This window comes from Pseudomonas sp. BIOMIG1BAC, assembly GCF_001705995.2.
GTDB lineage: Bacteria > Pseudomonadota > Gammaproteobacteria > Pseudomonadales > Pseudomonadaceae > Aquipseudomonas > Aquipseudomonas sessilinigenes.
Genome location: NZ_CP049045.1, coordinates 5,839,861 through 5,854,451, shown reverse-complemented (window position 1 = coordinate 5,854,451; position 14,591 = coordinate 5,839,861). Strand labels below are relative to the sequence as shown.

Sequence of the window (14,591 nt, the reverse complement as noted above, 5' to 3'; positions counted from 1 at the left end):
CGGCCTGATGTCGCAGGGCGCTTCAGTTTGTCCGGGAGTGGGGCTCGGGCGCCGGTAGCAGGGCGATGTTGACCAGTTCGTGGAGTTCCTCGACCTTGAGGGGGGCGGCGGCGAACAGGATGCGAAACACCGTGGGCGCCACGACCAGGTTCAGCAGTCGGTCCACGTCCGGCAAGGGGGCGGAGCTGCTCCGATAACGGTCGAGGATGATCCGCAACTGGCCACTGAGGATGGTCGCGCAATAACCCGGGGTGGCGCTGCATTGGACGTCACGCATCATGTTGCGCCCGGGCTCGGAGCTCATCTCGTCCAGGTATTGTTCGGCCCAGGCCAGCAGGTCGCCGCGCAGGTTGCCGGTGTTGGCCGGTTCGCTGTCCGGGCGCATGTGGGCCAGGGCGACGTCGGCGAGCAAGGTCGCCAGGTCGCCCCAGCGCCGGTAGATGGTCGAAGGGGTGACGCCGGCGCGAGTGGCGATCAGCGGGACGGTCAGGGTTGAGCGTTCCTGTTCTTCAAGAAGCTCGCGCACTGCTCGATGGATGGATTCCTGGACCCGGGCGCTGCGACCGCCTGGGCGTAAACCTTCTTTAATAGCCATGGGGTCGAACCTTAACACAAAGAATTTGCTTTAAGCGCTTGGCAGTAGCACACTCCGCAAAAGCAAAATATTAGCTTTAGTGGGGCGTGCCCTATGCCTGGTGCTATCGACACTCGCGTGTCCAACCGTTGCAGCCTGCTGTTCCTGGCTGTGACTTTGCTCGGTTTCCTGGCCGCCTCCAGCGTGCCGACCCCCTTGTACCACCTGTACCAGCAAAATCTGCATTTTTCTGCGGCGATGCTGACGCTGGTGTTCGGCGTCTACGCCATGTGCCTGCTGGCAGCGTTGCTGACGGTCGGTTCGTTGTCGGATTACCTGGGACGTCGCCCGGTGATTTTTACCGGCCTGTTGCTCAATATCCTGGCCATGCTGCTGTTTATCAATGAAAGCAGCGTGTACTGGCTGATCGCTGCCCGCATGGTCCAAGGCTTCGCGACCGGCATGGCCACCAGTGCCCTGGGGGCCGCGCTGCTGGATACCGATCGAGAGCAGGGGCCGCTGGTCAACAGCATCGCACCGCTACTGGGCATGGCCTGCGGGGCCATGGGGGCCAGTTTGCTGGTGGAGTTCGCGCCGTTGCCGCTGCAATTGAGTTATTGGCTGCTGCTCGGTTTGTTCGTGCTCCAGGCCTTGTATATCTGGCGCCTGCCGGAAAGCGTCAGTGCGCAACCGGGGGCCTGGGCCTCGCTGCGTCCGACCCTGCATGTGCCTGTGCAGGCACGGCGTGCGCTATGGCTGGCACTGCCGGTGGATGTGGCGGTCTGGGCAGTGGGTGGTTTCTATCTATCCCTGGCGCCGTCCCTGGTACGGGCTGCCACTGGCTTCACCTCGAACCTGATCGGCGGCGGCTTGGTCGCTGTGCTGACGCTCAGCGGAGCAGTGATGATCTATTCCCTGCGCGAGCGGCGGCCCGACGGGGTCCTGCGCCTGGGGGCCGGATTGTTGGCCCTGGGCGTGGCGCTGATCCTGGCTGCGGTGCACAGTGCTAGCCTGCTGCTGTTTTTCTTTGGCACCCTGGTGCTGGGCAGCGGTTTCGGTGGCGGTTTCCTGGGGGCGTTGCGCAGTGTGGTGCCCCTGGCCTTGCCCCACGAGCGGGCCGGGCTGTTGTCGGCGTTCTATGTCCTGAGCTACCTGGCGTTCTGCCTGCCGGCATTGCTGGCTGGAGGATTGGCTCGCAACTTCGGCCTGGTGGCTACCACCGATGGTTATGGTGCAGTGCTGATTCTCCTGTCCCTGGGCGCCCTGCTGGCCCTGATGCGCCAGCGTCCGGTGGTGGCTGGTGAACCGGGGCTTTGAACCGGGCACTTCAAGGGCGGCGGAATTGCGCCCGGTAGGCCGAAGGAGAAAGCAGCAAGACACCGGTGAAGTGCTGGCGCATCGACAGGGCGCTGGCAAAACCCGAAGCCAGGGCGATGGCCTCGATACTCTGCTGGCTGGTTTCCAGCAGGCGCTGGGCATGATTCAGGCGTTGCCTGATCAACCACTGGCCGACAGTGGTGCCCGTCAGTTGGCGAAAGTGCCGGGTAAACGAACGTCGGCTCATGGCAGCCCGTTCTGCCAGGGCATCCAGCGAGTGATCTTCGGTAAAGTGCCGTTCCAGCCATTGCAGTAACAGTCCCATGCGGTCCCGCTCGCCGCCCTTGGGCATGGCGCGTTCGATGAACTGGGCCTGGCCACCGGAGCGATGCGGGGCAATCACCAAGTGCCTGGCCAGCTTGTGGGTGTTTTGTGCGCCGCACAGTTGCTCCAGCAGGTGGAGGCAGCAGTCCAGGCCGGCGACGGTACCAGCGGACGTCAGCAGGTTGCCGGCTTCGGCATACAGCACATCGGCATCCAGGGCGACCTGGGGGAATCTTTCAGCAAAGGTCTGCGCCCAGCGCCAGTGAGTGGTTGCCGGGTGACCGTCCAGCAGTCCGGTCTCCGCCAGGACGAAGGCCCCCAGGCACAACCCCACCAGGCGGGCTCCTCGTCGATGGGCCTGGAGCAGGGCGTCGAGCAACACCTGTGGTGGTCGCTCAAGGCTATCGCGCCAGGAGGGCATGACAATCACGTCGGCCGTGTGCAGTTCGTCCAAATCATGATGGGCGGTGATATCGAAACCGGCCGAAGTGCGCAGCGGCGGGTTTTCAAACGCACAGACGCGCACCTGGAAACCTGGCAGCCCGAGTCCCCGGTCCTGTTCATCGAACACCAGCAGCGGTACCGAGAGGTGAAATGGGCTGATGCCATCGAAGGCGATCACCGCGATGCGGATTGGATTGTTCATGTCGTAGGCGTTTGGAAAAGTTGGCCTGATTCTATCGAAGCATGGCCATCGGGCCACTTCTTTATCAGGGCTCGGCCGCTCAGGATGGGGCTTCGTTTCCCGTACTCAAGGAGCCCGCCGTGGCCTGGACCGTTGCCTTTTTGCATTGCCCCGGACAGTGTTCCGACGCCTGCACGCGGGGGCGCTCATGAAGGTCATTCGCAGTGCCGACTTTGTCGGCGAGCGCGCCTGGGCGGCCCTGGATATTGCCAGCATGAATGGCATTGGCACGCGCTTGCACTGGACCGACCAGCCTTATCGATGGCACATCAACGAGGGGGAAGAGGTGTTCGTCGTGTTGAACGGTCGGGTGCGAATGCACTATCGCCACGCCGGACTCGAACAGACAGTGTTGCTTGAGGTGGGCGATATCTTCCATGCCTCTATGGGGACCGAGCATGTGGCCCATCCCCTGGGTGTCGCCCGGGTGCTGGTCATCGAGTGTGAGGGCAGTATTTGAGCGTATATCTATAAAATAGATAACAGATAGAGAAATTACCCGTTATATAGATATTCGATTAGGTTCTACCATGGGCTCCAACCTCTTCAGAGGACAGGAGACCCCTAACATGCCATGCACCCAAAGCGTCAAAGCCGGCCGCCGGCCCCTGAGTCATCTACCCCATCCGCGCGAAGCTATTCGTCAGTTCACGCCCAATTGGTTCGCCGCCACCATGGGGACTGGCGTCCTGGCCCTGGCGTTGGCCCAATGGCCTGCCGAAGTTCCTGGGCTGCGCTTGGTGGCCGAAGGGTTCTGGTGGCTGACCATCGTTCTGTTCCTGCTGTTTACCGCGCTGTACACCGCGCGCTGGGTGATGTTCTTCGATGAGGCGCGACGGATCTTTGGGCATTCCACCGTCTCGATGTTCTTCGGCACCATCCCCATGGGGCTGGCCACTATCATCAACGGCCTGTTGCTGTTTGGCTTGCCTCATTGGGGGGAGGCGGTGCTGATGCCGGCGCAGGTGTTGTGGTGGCTGGATGTGGCCATGTCCCTGGCCTGCGGTGTGTTGATTCCCTACATGATGTTTACCCGCCAGGAACACAGCATCGACCAGATGACCGCTGTCTGGCTGTTGCCAGTGGTCGCTGCCGAAGTGGCCGCGGCCAGCGGCGGCCTGCTGGCCCCTCACTTGCAAGATGCCCATGCCCAGTTGGTGATGCTCAGTACCAGCTACGTGTTGTGGGCGTTTTCGTTGCCTGTGGCGTTCAGCATCCTGACGATTCTCCTGCTGCGCATGGCCTTGCACAAATTGCCCCATGAAAGCATGGCGGCTTCGAGCTGGCTGGCCCTGGGGCCGATCGGTACCGGTGCATTGGGCATGCTGGTACTGGGTGGCGATGCACCGGCGATCTTCGCCGCCAATAACCTTGCGGGCATTGGCGAAATCGCCGCTGGCCTGGGGTTGGTGGCCGGCTTGACCCTCTGGGGCTTCGGTCTGTGGTGGATGTTGATGGCCTTGCTGATCACCCGGCGCTATCTGCGTGAGGGCATCCCCTTCAACCTTGGCTGGTGGGGGTTCACATTCCCCTTGGGGGTGTATTCGCTGGCGACCCTCAAGTTGGGTAGCACCCTGCACCTGGGGTTCTTCAGTGTGATGGGCGGCGTGTTGGTGGCGGCCCTGGCCGTGATGTGGCTGATCGTGGCCAAGCGCACGGTGCAGGGCGCCTATAAAGGAGAGCTGTTTGTTTCGCCGTGCATTGCCGGCTTGCACAAATAATCGGTAAAGACAGGTAAGGTGTGGCCTGGATCGATGTTCGGCATTCCAATAACAGTATCCTCGCCACTCAGGAACACGGAAGATGAGTCACCCCTCGCAGTTCACCTTGCTTCGCAAGCGGCGGTTCCTGCCGTTTTTCATCACGCAGTCCCTTGGCGCCTTCAACGACAACATCTTCAAGCAGTCGTTGATCCTGGCCATTCTCTACAAGCTGAGCATCGAGGGGGACCGATCGATCTGGGTCAACCTCTGTGCCTTGCTGTTCATCCTGCCGTTCTTTCTGTTCTCGGCCCTGGCCGGGCAGTTCGGCGAGAAGTTCGCCAAGGATGCGCTGATCCGCCTGATCAAGCTGGGGGAAATCGTGATCATGGCGGTGGGGGCGGTGGGTTTTGTCTTCGATCACTTGTCGCTGATGCTACTGGCGCTGTTTGCCATGGGCACTCATTCGGCGCTGTTCGGCCCGGTGAAGTACTCGATCCTGCCCCAGGCGTTGCATGAGGAAGAGCTGGTAGGCGGGAACGGCCTGGTGGAAATGGGCACCTTCCTGGCGATCCTTGCGGGCACCATCGGCGCGGGGATCATGATGTCCTCCACGCATTACGCCCCGATTGTCTCGGGCGCCATCATCGGGGTCGCGGTGCTGGGTTATCTGGCCAGCCGGGCAATTCCCCGGGCAGCTGCGGCCGCTCCGCAAATGCGCCTGAACTGGAACATTTTCAGCCAGTCATGGGCCACCCTGCGCCTGGGCTTGGGGCAGACTCCGGCCGTTTCGCGCTCGATTGTCGGCAACTCCTGGTTCTGGTTCGTCGGGGCGATCTACCTGACGCAGATCCCGGCTTACGCCAAGGAGTGGATGCACGGCGACGAAACGGTTGTGACACTGATTCTTACCGTGTTCTCGGTGGGCATCGCCGTGGGTTCGATGCTGTGCGAGAAGCTTTCGGGACGCAAGGTGGAGATCGGTCTGGTGCCCTTCGGTTCGCTGGGGCTCACGATATTCGGCTTGCTTCTGTGGTGGCACTCCGGCGGTATTCCTGAGAGTGCTACCGGTCACGGCTGGGTCGAAGTGCTGGGCTTCTCCCATGCCTGGTGGGTGTTGCTGGATGTATTGGGCCTGGGGATTTTCGGTGGTTTCTACATCGTGCCGCTGTATGCCCTGATCCAGTCGCGGACCCCGGAGCACGAGCGGGCCCGGGTCATCGCAGCCAACAACATTCTCAATGCGCTGTTCATGGTGGTCTCGGCGATTGTCTCCATCGTGCTGCTGAGCATGGCCAAGCTGAGCATTCCGCACCTGTTCCTGGTGGTGTCGCTGCTCAATATCGCGGTCAACGTCTACATCTTCAAAGTGGTTCCCGAGTTCAGCATGCGTTTCATGATCTGGCTGCTCAGCCATTCCATGTACCGTGTGGAGCATCGCAACCTGGAGCAGATTCCCGATGAAGGGGCGGCATTGCTGGTCTGCAACCATGTGTCCTTCGTCGATGCCTTGTTGATTGGCGGTGCGGTACGTCGGCCGATTCGCTTCGTGATGTACTACAAGATCTACAACTTGCCGGTATTGAACTTCATTTTCCGTACCGCCGGGACTATTCCCATTGCAGGTCGCCATGAAGATATGGAGATCTATGAAAAGGCGTTCAAGAAGATTGCCGAGTACCTACGCGATGGCGAGCTGGTGTGCATCTTCCCTGAGGGCAAGCTGACCGCCGATGGTGAGATCAACGAGTTCAAGGGCGGCCTGACACGGATTCTCGAGGAAACCCCGGTACCGGTGATTCCGCTGGCCTTGCAAGGCTTGTGGGGCAGTTTTTTCAGCCGTGATCCGAACAAGGGTTTCTTCCATCGGTTCTGGTCGCGGGTCACCCTGGTCGCGGGGCCCTCGGTGGCTGTGGAAGCTGCCGAGCCTGCACAATTGCAGGTCATGGTAGGGGAATTGCGCGGTACGCGCCGCTAGCCAGGGGACGGATACAAGAACGCCCGCAATGATGCGGGCGTTTTCATTCCTGCTTGCCGGGCTGTCAGGCGGCGCTGACTTTCAAGCCCACCAGGCCTGCGATGATCAGCGCCACGCTGGCCAGGCGGACCAGGGCCATGGACTCGCCAAACAGGATGATGCCGGCGATCACCGTGCCGACGGCACCGACTCCGGTCCAGATGGCATAGGCGGTGCCCAGTGGCAGCTCCTTCATGGCCAGGCCCAGCAAGCCCAGGCTGATAGCCATGGCGATGATGGTCAGGGCGGTGGGGAGTGGGCGGCTGAAGCCATCGGTGTATTTCAAGCCCACTGCCCAGCCTACTTCGAACAGGCCGGCGAAAAACAGGATGATCCAGGACATATTGACCTCATGGATGGATGGGGTCGTCCCCAGGAATTCATGACTCGACACGAGCCGCGAGGTCGTCCTCGCGTTGGGCAGTATACGGCCCGTGCCGAGTGGGGCGATCGGTTTTTTCAGGAGGCAGCCTTACTTCTCGGGCTTCTCAGGGGCAGGCTCGGCCATCCGGCGAAAACAGGTCGCGAGCAATGCCCCGGAAATGTTGTGCCAGACGCTGAACAGGGCGCTGGGAACCGCCGCCAGGGGGGAGAAGTGGGCGCTGGCCAGGGCTGCGCCCAGCCCCGAGTTCTGCATGCCAACCTCCAGGGCCAGGGACTTGCGCTGGGCCAGTGGCAGTTTGAACACGCGACCGGTGACATAGCCCAGCAGGAAGCCGAAGCTGTTGTGCAGCATTACCACGGCCATGATCAGCAGGCCGGATTCGGCAATCTTCGCCTGGCTGGCAGCCACCACCGCGGCGACGATGATGACGATGCTCAGCACCGACACCAGCGGCAGTACGTCAACGGCATGTCTAACCCGTTGGCCCAGCAGGCGTTGGGCTAGCACGCCAAGCACGATCGGCAGCAGCACCACTTGCAGGATCGACCAGAACAGCTCCATGAAGGACACCGGCAGCCAGGCCGAAGCCAGCAGCCAGATCAAGGCTGGCGTCAGCAATGGTGCGAGCAGGGTGGTCACGGCAGCGATGGCGACCGACAACGCCAGATCACCGCGGGCTAGCCAGGTCATGACGTTGGAGGCGGTGCCACTTGGGCAACAGCCGACCAGGATCACGCCTACGGCAATCTCGGGCGGCAGGTGAAATCCCTGGCAGAGTGCCCAGGCCACGCCAGGCATGATCACGAAGTGCGCCACCACACCCAGGGCCACGCGCCAGGGGTGGCGGGCGACTTCGGCGAAGTCTTCGAGCTTCAGGGTCAGGCCCATGCCGAACATCACCAGTCCCAGCAGGGGCACGATGGCGCCCTTGAGGCCGATGAACCAGGTTGGCTGGAAGAACGCCAGCACCGCGAAGATCAGTACCCAATAGGCGAAGGTGTTGCCGACGAAGCGACTCAGTGCAGCCAGTGCGCGCATGGCCTGTTCCTTATTATGTGAAAACGCCACCGGGTGGGTGGCGTCTGGTGCAGTGGGCTATCCGCTCGGGGCGTCAGATGCCCTGCGGGATCTCTTCGCCGCCCAGGGCTTCGAACAGTGCGGGCAGGAAGTCGCCAAAGGTCAGCATCATCAGGGTGAAGCTGGCATCGAGCTGGCCCAGGGCCTCGTCGCCACCGTCTTCCTCGGCCTGGGTCTGCAGCAGGTCCTCGAACTTCAGGCGCTTGACCACCATCTTGTCGTCCAGCACGAAGGACAGCTTGTCCTGCCAGGCCAGGGACAATTGGGTGACCACCTTGCCAGTGCTCAGGTGCAGCTGGATTTCCTCGCTGGTCAGGTCCTGGCGCTTGCAGCGCACGATGCCGCCATCTTCATGGGTGTCGCGCAGTTCACATTCATCGAGAACGAAGAAGTCGTCGGCGGCCTGCTGGGTCTTGACCCAATCGGTCATGATCGCGGTCGGGGCGGTCTTCACGCTCAGCGGACGCACTGGCAGGGTGCCCAGCACTTCGCGCAGGGTGGAGAGCAGGTCTTCGGCGCGCTTGGGGCTGGCCGAGTTCACCAGGATCAGGCCCTGTTTCGGCGCGATGGCGGCGAAGGTCGAGGAGCGACGGATAAAGGCACGAGGCAGGAAGGCCTGGATGATTTCATCCTTGATCTGGTCGCGTTCCTTCTTATAGACCTTGCGCATCTGCTCGGCCTCGATCTCTTCGACCTTTTCCTTGACCGCATCACGCACGACGCTGCCTGGCAGGATGCGTTCCTCCTTGCGCGCGGCTACCAGCATGAAGTCCTGGCTGACGTGTACCAGCGGGGCATCTTCTCCTTTGCCAAAAGGCGCGACGAAACCATAAGTGGTCAACTCCTGGCTTGCACAGGGGCGCGCCAGTTTGGTCGCCAGTGCAGTTTCCAGCGCCTCAGCATCAAAAGGCAGATCTTGGGTCAGGCGATAGATCAGCAGGTTTTTGAACCACATGGGGTGAATCTCTCCTTTATACAAAGGAGGGCATTATTCTCTTCGCTGCTGCTCAGGCCAACCCTTCGCTAAGCCTTTGGAAGGGCTGAAAAAATTATTATAAAAAGTGCTTGCCAGAGTGGGGGCTGCTCCGTAGAATGCGCGCCACACCGAACGAGAAGGGTGATTAGCTCAGCCGGGAGAGCGTCTGCCTTACAAGCAGAATGTCGGCGGTTCGATCCCGTCATCACCCACCATTCGTTTGATTGTGTTACGCGCAGCGGTAGTTCAGTCGGTTAGAATACCGGCCTGTCACGCCGGGGGTCGCGGGTTCGAGTCCCGTCCGCTGCGCCATATTCGGTAACCTGGAATACTGAACGCCAGGTCACCACAAAAAGCCCGCTAGCGCGGGCTTTTTGCTGTAAGAGGTTTTGCGGGTTGTGCGGCAAATCATGGAAATTCAGATTTTTTGATAAAAATATCAATTAAATCAACACTTTAAGAGTTTCTGTGGCATAATGCGCCCCGCAACGAAGGTAAAGGGTGATTAGCTCAGCTGGGAGAGCGTCTGCCTTACAAGCAGAATGTCGGCGGTTCGATCCCGTCATCACCCACCACTTACTTTCAACGCTACGCGCAGCGGTAGTTCAGTCGGTTAGAATACCGGCCTGTCACGCCGGGGGTCGCGGGTTCGAGTCCCGTCCGCTGCGCCATATTCGGTAGCCTGGAACACTGAACGCCAGGTCACCACGAAAAGCCCGCTTAATGCGGGCTTTTTTATTGCCTGCATTTTAGCCAGGCACTCATTGATGAAAAAAAGCGGCCCTGAGGCCGCTTTTTTCATTTTGAGCCGTTACTCGGCGTTCCGGCTGCGCCGGTAGTCACTGACGGCTTCGTACACCGACTTGCGCAGGCGATTGATGCCGCCGATGGGGCGATGAGCTTCAAGGCCGAACCAGGGATTGAACGACTGGTTATCACAGGCCAGGTTCTGTGCCGGGGTGTCGAAATCCTGAGGAGGAATCGTTACCCGGGCCACGGTTTCAAAGGGCGCGTCGCTTTCCTTCCATTCGATGCTGGTGTCTTCGATCGGCATGAAGCGCTTGGGGTCCTGGCGCTGGATCTGCAGGACAAAGCAAGCCGGGACTCGATCGCTGGATAGTTGCTGGACCAGTGCGCTGCGCAGGAAGTTAGGCAGATCCTGGTTCTGCAGTGGCAGGCTGTAGGCCGGGCAGCTACCAGGGTCCGGCATGACCCGGAACTTGGCATTGGCCTTGCCGAACTTGTAGGGCGAAACCGAAAAGTAGGTAGTCTGGGTCGGGCTGCTTGGCGCCGGTGACAGGGTCGCCAGGGCAATAAACAGGTGGCGGACTTGCCAGCTGCGCGGGTCCCAGTGAGGAAAGAATGCCCCGACTTTCTTGCCGTCGGCCTGAGCGGTGAAGTTCTGTTGGTACTCGGCCACATCGCTGACGAAGAAGTTCGGATGATTGAACATCACGAAGTCCTGTTCACGCCTGTCCGATTCCGCGGGCATCAGTTGCTGGCCGGGAACCTCCAGCAGCTTAATCGCCATGCCGCGAGCATCACGAATGCTGTCGAACTGTGGGTAGGCGTTGCCGTTGGACAGGCGCACGATGGCCTGCCAGGTTTGCCCTGGATTGGCGAACACCCCTTGGCGCAGATCCGGACTCAACTCACGCAGAACCTGGACTTCGGCCTTTACACAGCCGTGGGCCTTGGCGTGGGCGTCGCGCAGGTAGCGAGTCCCCGCACGATGCTGATCGACGATACGCACCGCCGTTTGAATGATGTCCTGGGTGCGGGCTGCCTCATCGGCGGGAACCTGCTCCTGTACCGAGACCGGCCCGCGATGTTGCCAGGCGAACCAGGCTGTCGCCAGGGCCCAACCCAGTAATCCGATGCCGACCAGCAGCAATAGCCCCTTGCCCAGCAAAGCGCCCAGGCGCAGCCACAGCCTGCCCAGCAGGGAGGGTCGTTTTCTGGCGAGATCGAGTTTCATGGCAGTTGGGACTCCAGTGGCCCGCCCAGTACTTTCAGGTACTCCAGCAGTGCCCAGCGCTCTTCGGGTTGCAACAAGGGGCCGATGACACCCTTACCACGCTGGCCGGCGCGGAATTCGTGGCCACTGTTATGGTTGCCGCTAATGCGGGTGTCGAACTCAAAGCCGTTCTTGAAGGCTTCCAGGCGATAGCCCAGGTGCTTGGGGTCGTACTCGAAGGTACCGCGATAGAAGGTGGTAGAGCGTTCCGATTGCGGCGATAGCAGTTGATAGAGGTTGGGCACCGAACCGTTATGCAGGTAGGGCGGGGTCGCCCAGACCCCGGCCAGCGGGCGTGCCTTGTAGGCGCGCAACTCACGTACGCCGATCGGCAGGCCGTAGCCATCCAGTCGCGAACGCTCTTCGGGCGTGACTTTGGCGTCGCGGTAGGCGCGCTCCTCGACGAATGCGGTGATATAGGCCAATCCTTTGGCGGCCGACATTTGCCGCAGGTCCAGCGGTTCGCTCGGTGCCGGATGCAGTTCGACGTTGGACTTGGCCAGCTCGGCGGTATCCCATTGCAGGGCGCTCAAGTCATAGCGCAGGTCGGCGATGTTGCTGGCCGAGTTCGGGTCGGTGCCGATCACCGCAACCGGGAGCATCTTCAATTGCTGGACCGGGCGGCCGTTGCTCTCGCTGACCGCAGGAACATGGCAGCCGCTGCAATGGGTGGCGAACAAGGTGCGGCCCTTGGCGGCCAGCGGCTTGTCGATGTTGCCCAGCAGGGCTTCCGGCCAGGTGGGGGGCTTGAGGCGTTGCAGGGTCTCTTCGATATGGTTGAGGTCGCGTACTCGCACGCTGGAAGGATAGCGAGCCTCGCCGGTCAGCGGCTGGCCGGCGGCATCGAACAGGTTCAGGGTCGCCCCCACGCCCAGGGCCTCGCCGATATTGCGGGCCATGGGTTGCTGTGCCGAGCCGTTCCACTGGACCCAGTCGAAGGTCCAGATATCCCACAATTGGGGGTAGTCCACCGGGGCGTTGGCCACTCGGTAATTGGTAGGTGAGATCGCGTCGCCGAAGCTGGCGTTGGCGATGCGGCCAAAAGCGTCGGTGCGACCGGGGCCTTCTTCCGTGGGATACAGGCCGCGATGGGTGTCGTTCCAGGCGACCCGCAGGAACGTGTCCAGGGATTCCTTGAAGTCCTTGCGCAGCTGTTCATGGTGCAGGTCATAGCCTGTACCCAGGACCTTGCGGGCGAAGCGCTCGAATTTCCAGGGGTTGTAGTAAGTCGCGGCCAGGCTGGCAACAAGCGCCTGGCCAAAACTGCCGCCGCGCAAGGTCGGTACGCTGGAGGGCAGCACGTGCTGCGCCGAGCCGCCATCGATCCGCAAGGCCTGGTGATTGAAGCGCAGCTCGCCGGTATGGCAGGCCGAGCAGGTGATATCGAGGTACTGTTCCTGGCTGCCCGGGTTCTGGTGCCGGGCGAAGCCCACTGGCAGGTTGCCTGGGTTTTGCGCCGTGGCTTTTTGTCCCGGCTCCACCAGGAAGCCGAAGCGGGCCAGGTATTCAGGGGTGGCGAAGGCGTGCTCGGAGAACGGCAGCTCCAGGGCGACGAACCAGTCATAGCGCAGGCCTTTGACCTGGGTGCCCTGGGGGGTGAAATAGTAGGTTTGGCGATCCTTGTCATCCCACTGGTCCAGGTAGTGCACCTGTTCGGCGGGAACGTAGTCGGGAAGTTTCGGGTTGGCGGTGTAGTACAGCACTACAGCCAGGGTGATGCCGATCAGCAGGATAATCAGCAGTAATGCACGGTAGATGAGGCGCAAGATGTACGTCCTTGTCGAATTTCGTTTCCTTATGCCTGAGTGAATCTTGTGCGGCAAGTAGCCATTACTTGCGCTATGGTTATTCGCGCTTTTTTGAGTACCTCGTGATTGGACCGAGCGAGGTGTAACCCAGACCATGAAATGCGTTTGCAGACGTGAACTTATCAGCTATTTGCTGCTCCTATGCCGGTAGCCATTGGTCGTGGCGGCCTGATAAGCTCGCGGCTTTATTCGATTGCCCTTTAGGCGCATGAACAAGGAAATAGCATGAAACAGCATCGGTTGGCGGCGGCGGTGGCCCTGGTTAGCCTGGTACTTGCCGGTTGTGATTCGCAGACCAGCGTAGAGCTGAAAACCCCGGCGCAGAAAGCTTCCTACGGCATCGGCCTGAACATGGGCAAGAGCTTGGCCCAGGAAGGCATGGATGATCTGGATTCCAAAGCGGTAGCCCAGGGCATTGAAGATGCCATCGGCAAGAAAGAACAGAAGCTGAAGGACGAAGACCTGATCGAAGCCTTCGCCGCGCTGCAAAAGCGTGCTGAAGAGCGTATGGCCAAGATCAGCGAAGAGTCGGCCGCTGCTGGCAAGAAATTCCTCGAGGAAAACGGTAAGAAGGCAGGTGTGACCACCACCGCTTCCGGCCTGCAGTATGAAGTCCTGAAGAAGGCCGACGGCCCACAGCCCAAGCCAACTGACGTGGTGACCGTGCACTACACCGGCACCCTGACCAACGGCACCGTCTTCGACAGCTCCGTAGATCGTGGCAGCCCGATCGACCTGCCGGTCAGTGGAGTGATTCCAGGTTGGGTCGAAGGCCTGCAACTGATGCACGTGGGTGAGAAGTACAAGCTGTACATCCCAAGCGACCTGGCCTATGGCGCCCAGAGCCCAAGCCCGTCGATTCCAGCCAACTCGGTACTGGTTTTCGAGCTGGAGCTGCTGGGTATCAAGGATCCAGCCAAGCAGGACAAGCAGGACGCCGCCAAGTAACCTGTTTTAGCGCCTGAAGCAACGCCCCGTTCCTACGGGGCGTTGTCGTTTCTGTGGGGTGGTACTGGTAAAAAAGCTCGAACTGGCGGCATTGGCCGCAGTCTGATCAGGGAGCTGGGGTAGCTAGTCGTTGAGGGCTGCCAAGTCAATGAAATTATGGGTTTTTTTATGTGAGTAAAAAACGCCCGATCTGAGTCAAACCCTTGTGAAACGGGGCTTTCAGCCTCTAAATATGGCTCTGTTCACAAGGTTATCCACAATTTGTGTGGATAACATTTCACTGGGAGTGAACATGAAGACGCCCTGGAACTTTGCCCGCTTCCTGCCTTTGGCCGCTCGACTCTTGAGTCGTGGTCGCCTGCCGACCCTGCTCTTCGCTGTGGCGAGCAAGGGGGCCTTCCAGGGCCAGCGCCTGGGCAAGGTCAAGGACGACCTGCGCCTGCTGCAAGCGTTGTGCCTGGCCTACTGGCGAGGCGAGTACCGCGCGATCAGCCCGAAAGCATTGTTGTCGGTAGTGGCGGGGCTGATGTATTTCCTCAGTCCGCTGGATGCCATTCCCGATTTCCTGCCGTTGTTCGGCATGCTCGATGATATTGCCGTACTGGCTTGGCTGATGAAGACCCTGGGTGATGAGCTCGACGCCTTTCGTGCCTGGCGCAACCGCCAGGCACCGGAGCGATTGGTGGTGCTCGAAAGGCTGCCGGACACCCCGGAGCAATTGCAACTGGAGGGGCCAGGAAAAAATCCAGGCATTTGAACCATT

13 protein-coding genes and 4 tRNA genes are annotated in these 14,591 nt (G+C 60.7%); 10 read left to right on the top strand and 7 right to left on the bottom strand.

Features of this window, described 5'->3' with window-relative positions; all coding sequences use genetic code 11:
• Positions 1-22: 22 nt before the first annotated feature.
• Positions 23-595, bottom strand: coding sequence for a TetR/AcrR family transcriptional regulator (locus ATY02_RS26985; protein WP_068587449.1), 573 nt, complete (start codon positions 593-595; stop codon positions 23-25).
• A gap of 93 nt (positions 596-688) precedes the next feature.
• Here ATY02_RS26985 and ATY02_RS26980 point away from each other — a divergent pair, with 93 nt between their 5' ends.
• The gene (locus ATY02_RS26980; RefSeq protein WP_068587447.1) at positions 689-1,891 is read left to right on the top strand and encodes an MFS transporter; all 1,203 of its coding nucleotides are present in this window, start codon (positions 689-691) and stop codon (positions 1,889-1,891) included.
• Positions 1,892-1,901: 10 nt separating this feature from the next.
• Here ATY02_RS26980 and ATY02_RS26975 read toward each other — a convergent pair whose 3' ends face one another.
• Positions 1,902-2,861 carry a GlxA family transcriptional regulator gene (locus ATY02_RS26975; RefSeq protein WP_068587445.1) on the bottom strand — a complete coding sequence of 320 codons (960 nt, stop codon included), beginning with the start codon at positions 2,859-2,861 and terminating at the stop codon, positions 1,902-1,904.
• A 187-nt stretch (positions 2,862-3,048) separates the two neighbouring features.
• Here ATY02_RS26975 and ATY02_RS26970 point away from each other — a divergent pair, with 187 nt between their 5' ends.
• The 3 genes from ATY02_RS26970 to ATY02_RS26960 all read left to right on the top strand — a co-directional run bounded on the left by ATY02_RS26970 (position 3,049) and on the right by ATY02_RS26960 (position 6,578).
• Positions 3,049-3,360 (top strand): cupin, encoded by a 312-nt coding sequence (locus ATY02_RS26970; protein ID WP_068587443.1) that lies wholly within the window; start codon positions 3,049-3,051, stop codon positions 3,358-3,360.
• Positions 3,361-3,469: 109 nt separating this feature from the next.
• A complete protein-coding gene (locus ATY02_RS26965; RefSeq protein WP_068587441.1) occupies positions 3,470-4,621 on the top strand; it encodes a TDT family transporter in 1,152 nt (383 codons plus the stop codon).
• A gap of 82 nt (positions 4,622-4,703) precedes the next feature.
• Positions 4,704-6,578, top strand: a complete 1,875-nt coding sequence (locus ATY02_RS26960; RefSeq protein ID WP_068587439.1) for an MFS transporter — start codon at positions 4,704-4,706, stop codon at positions 6,576-6,578.
• A gap of 64 nt (positions 6,579-6,642) precedes the next feature.
• Here the strand turns inward: ATY02_RS26960 and sugE are convergent, their stop codons facing one another.
• The 3 genes from sugE to rdgC all read right to left on the bottom strand — a co-directional run bounded on the left by sugE (position 6,643) and on the right by rdgC (position 9,034).
• Positions 6,643-6,960 carry a quaternary ammonium compound efflux SMR transporter SugE gene (gene sugE / locus ATY02_RS26955; RefSeq protein ID WP_068587437.1) on the bottom strand — a complete coding sequence of 106 codons (318 nt, stop codon included), beginning with the start codon at positions 6,958-6,960 and terminating at the stop codon, positions 6,643-6,645.
• A 129-nt stretch (positions 6,961-7,089) separates the two neighbouring features.
• Positions 7,090-8,040: a bile acid:sodium symporter family protein gene (locus ATY02_RS26950; protein WP_068587435.1), complete on the bottom strand. Its 951-nt coding sequence runs from the start codon at positions 8,038-8,040 to the stop codon at positions 7,090-7,092.
• A gap of 73 nt (positions 8,041-8,113) precedes the next feature.
• Entirely contained in the window at positions 8,114-9,034 is a 921-nt protein-coding gene (gene rdgC / locus ATY02_RS26945; RefSeq protein WP_068587433.1) for a recombination-associated protein RdgC, read from the bottom strand.
• A gap of 160 nt (positions 9,035-9,194) precedes the next feature.
• Here rdgC and ATY02_RS26940 point away from each other — a divergent pair.
• The 4 genes from ATY02_RS26940 to ATY02_RS26925 all read left to right on the top strand — a co-directional run bounded on the left by ATY02_RS26940 (position 9,195) and on the right by ATY02_RS26925 (position 9,726).
• Positions 9,195-9,270 (top strand) — tRNA-Val (locus ATY02_RS26940).
• 20 nt (positions 9,271-9,290) lie between these two features.
• Positions 9,291-9,367 (top strand) — tRNA-Asp (locus ATY02_RS26935).
• Between the two features lie 187 nt (positions 9,368-9,554).
• Positions 9,555-9,630: transfer RNA gene (locus tag ATY02_RS26930), tRNA-Val, on the top strand.
• 19 nt (positions 9,631-9,649) lie between these two features.
• A tRNA-Asp gene (locus tag ATY02_RS26925) sits at positions 9,650-9,726 on the top strand.
• A 140-nt stretch (positions 9,727-9,866) separates the two neighbouring features.
• Here the strand turns inward: ATY02_RS26925 and ATY02_RS26920 are convergent.
• Complete coding sequence (locus tag ATY02_RS26920; RefSeq protein ID WP_068587431.1) at positions 9,867-11,033, bottom strand: catalase family protein; 1,167 nt, start codon at positions 11,031-11,033, stop codon at positions 9,867-9,869.
• Positions 11,030-12,838, bottom strand: coding sequence for a di-heme-cytochrome C peroxidase (locus ATY02_RS26915; RefSeq protein WP_068587429.1), 1,809 nt, complete (start codon positions 12,836-12,838; stop codon positions 11,030-11,032). Before ATY02_RS26915 ends, ATY02_RS26920 begins: the two co-directional genes overlap by 4 nt.
• Positions 12,839-13,105: 267 nt before the next feature.
• On the opposite strand from ATY02_RS26915, the gene ATY02_RS26910 reads away from it, so the two are divergent.
• Together ATY02_RS26910 and ATY02_RS26905 are read left to right on the top strand one after the other, a co-directional pair.
• Positions 13,106-13,828, top strand: coding sequence for an FKBP-type peptidyl-prolyl cis-trans isomerase (locus ATY02_RS26910; RefSeq protein WP_068587427.1), 723 nt, complete (start codon positions 13,106-13,108; stop codon positions 13,826-13,828).
• Between the two features lie 292 nt (positions 13,829-14,120).
• The gene (locus ATY02_RS26905) at positions 14,121-14,585 is read left to right on the top strand and encodes a YkvA family protein (RefSeq protein ID WP_068587423.1); all 465 of its coding nucleotides are present in this window, start codon (positions 14,121-14,123) and stop codon (positions 14,583-14,585) included.
• The last annotated feature ends 6 nt before the right edge of the window (positions 14,586-14,591 follow it).

Excerpts from the sequence above, each read along its gene's own strand:
- ATY02_RS26905 (WP_068587423.1), top strand. The coding sequence starts at position 14,121 with ATGAAGACGCCCTGGAACTTTGCCCGCTTCCTGCCTTTGGCCGCTCGA.
- ATY02_RS26980 (WP_068587447.1), top strand. The coding sequence starts at position 689 with ATGCCTGGTGCTATCGACACTCGCGTGTCCAACCGTTGCAGCCTGCTG.
- ATY02_RS26950 (WP_068587435.1), bottom strand. The coding sequence starts at position 8,040 with ATGCGCGCACTGGCTGCACTGAGTCGCTTCGTCGGCAACACCTTCGCC.
- rdgC (WP_068587433.1), bottom strand. The coding sequence starts at position 9,034 with ATGTGGTTCAAAAACCTGCTGATCTATCGCCTGACCCAAGATCTGCCT.
- sugE (WP_068587437.1), bottom strand. The coding sequence starts at position 6,960 with ATGTCCTGGATCATCCTGTTTTTCGCCGGCCTGTTCGAAGTAGGCTGG.
- ATY02_RS26965 (WP_068587441.1), top strand. The coding sequence starts at position 3,470 with ATGCCATGCACCCAAAGCGTCAAAGCCGGCCGCCGGCCCCTGAGTCAT.
- ATY02_RS26960 (WP_068587439.1), top strand. The coding sequence starts at position 4,704 with ATGAGTCACCCCTCGCAGTTCACCTTGCTTCGCAAGCGGCGGTTCCTG.
- ATY02_RS26910 (WP_068587427.1), top strand. The coding sequence starts at position 13,106 with ATGAAACAGCATCGGTTGGCGGCGGCGGTGGCCCTGGTTAGCCTGGTA.
- ATY02_RS26920 (WP_068587431.1), bottom strand. The coding sequence starts at position 11,033 with ATGAAACTCGATCTCGCCAGAAAACGACCCTCCCTGCTGGGCAGGCTG.
- ATY02_RS26975 (WP_068587445.1), bottom strand. The coding sequence starts at position 2,861 with ATGAACAATCCAATCCGCATCGCGGTGATCGCCTTCGATGGCATCAGC.
- ATY02_RS26985 (WP_068587449.1), bottom strand. The coding sequence starts at position 595 with ATGGCTATTAAAGAAGGTTTACGCCCAGGCGGTCGCAGCGCCCGGGTC.
- ATY02_RS26970 (WP_068587443.1), top strand. The coding sequence starts at position 3,049 with ATGAAGGTCATTCGCAGTGCCGACTTTGTCGGCGAGCGCGCCTGGGCG.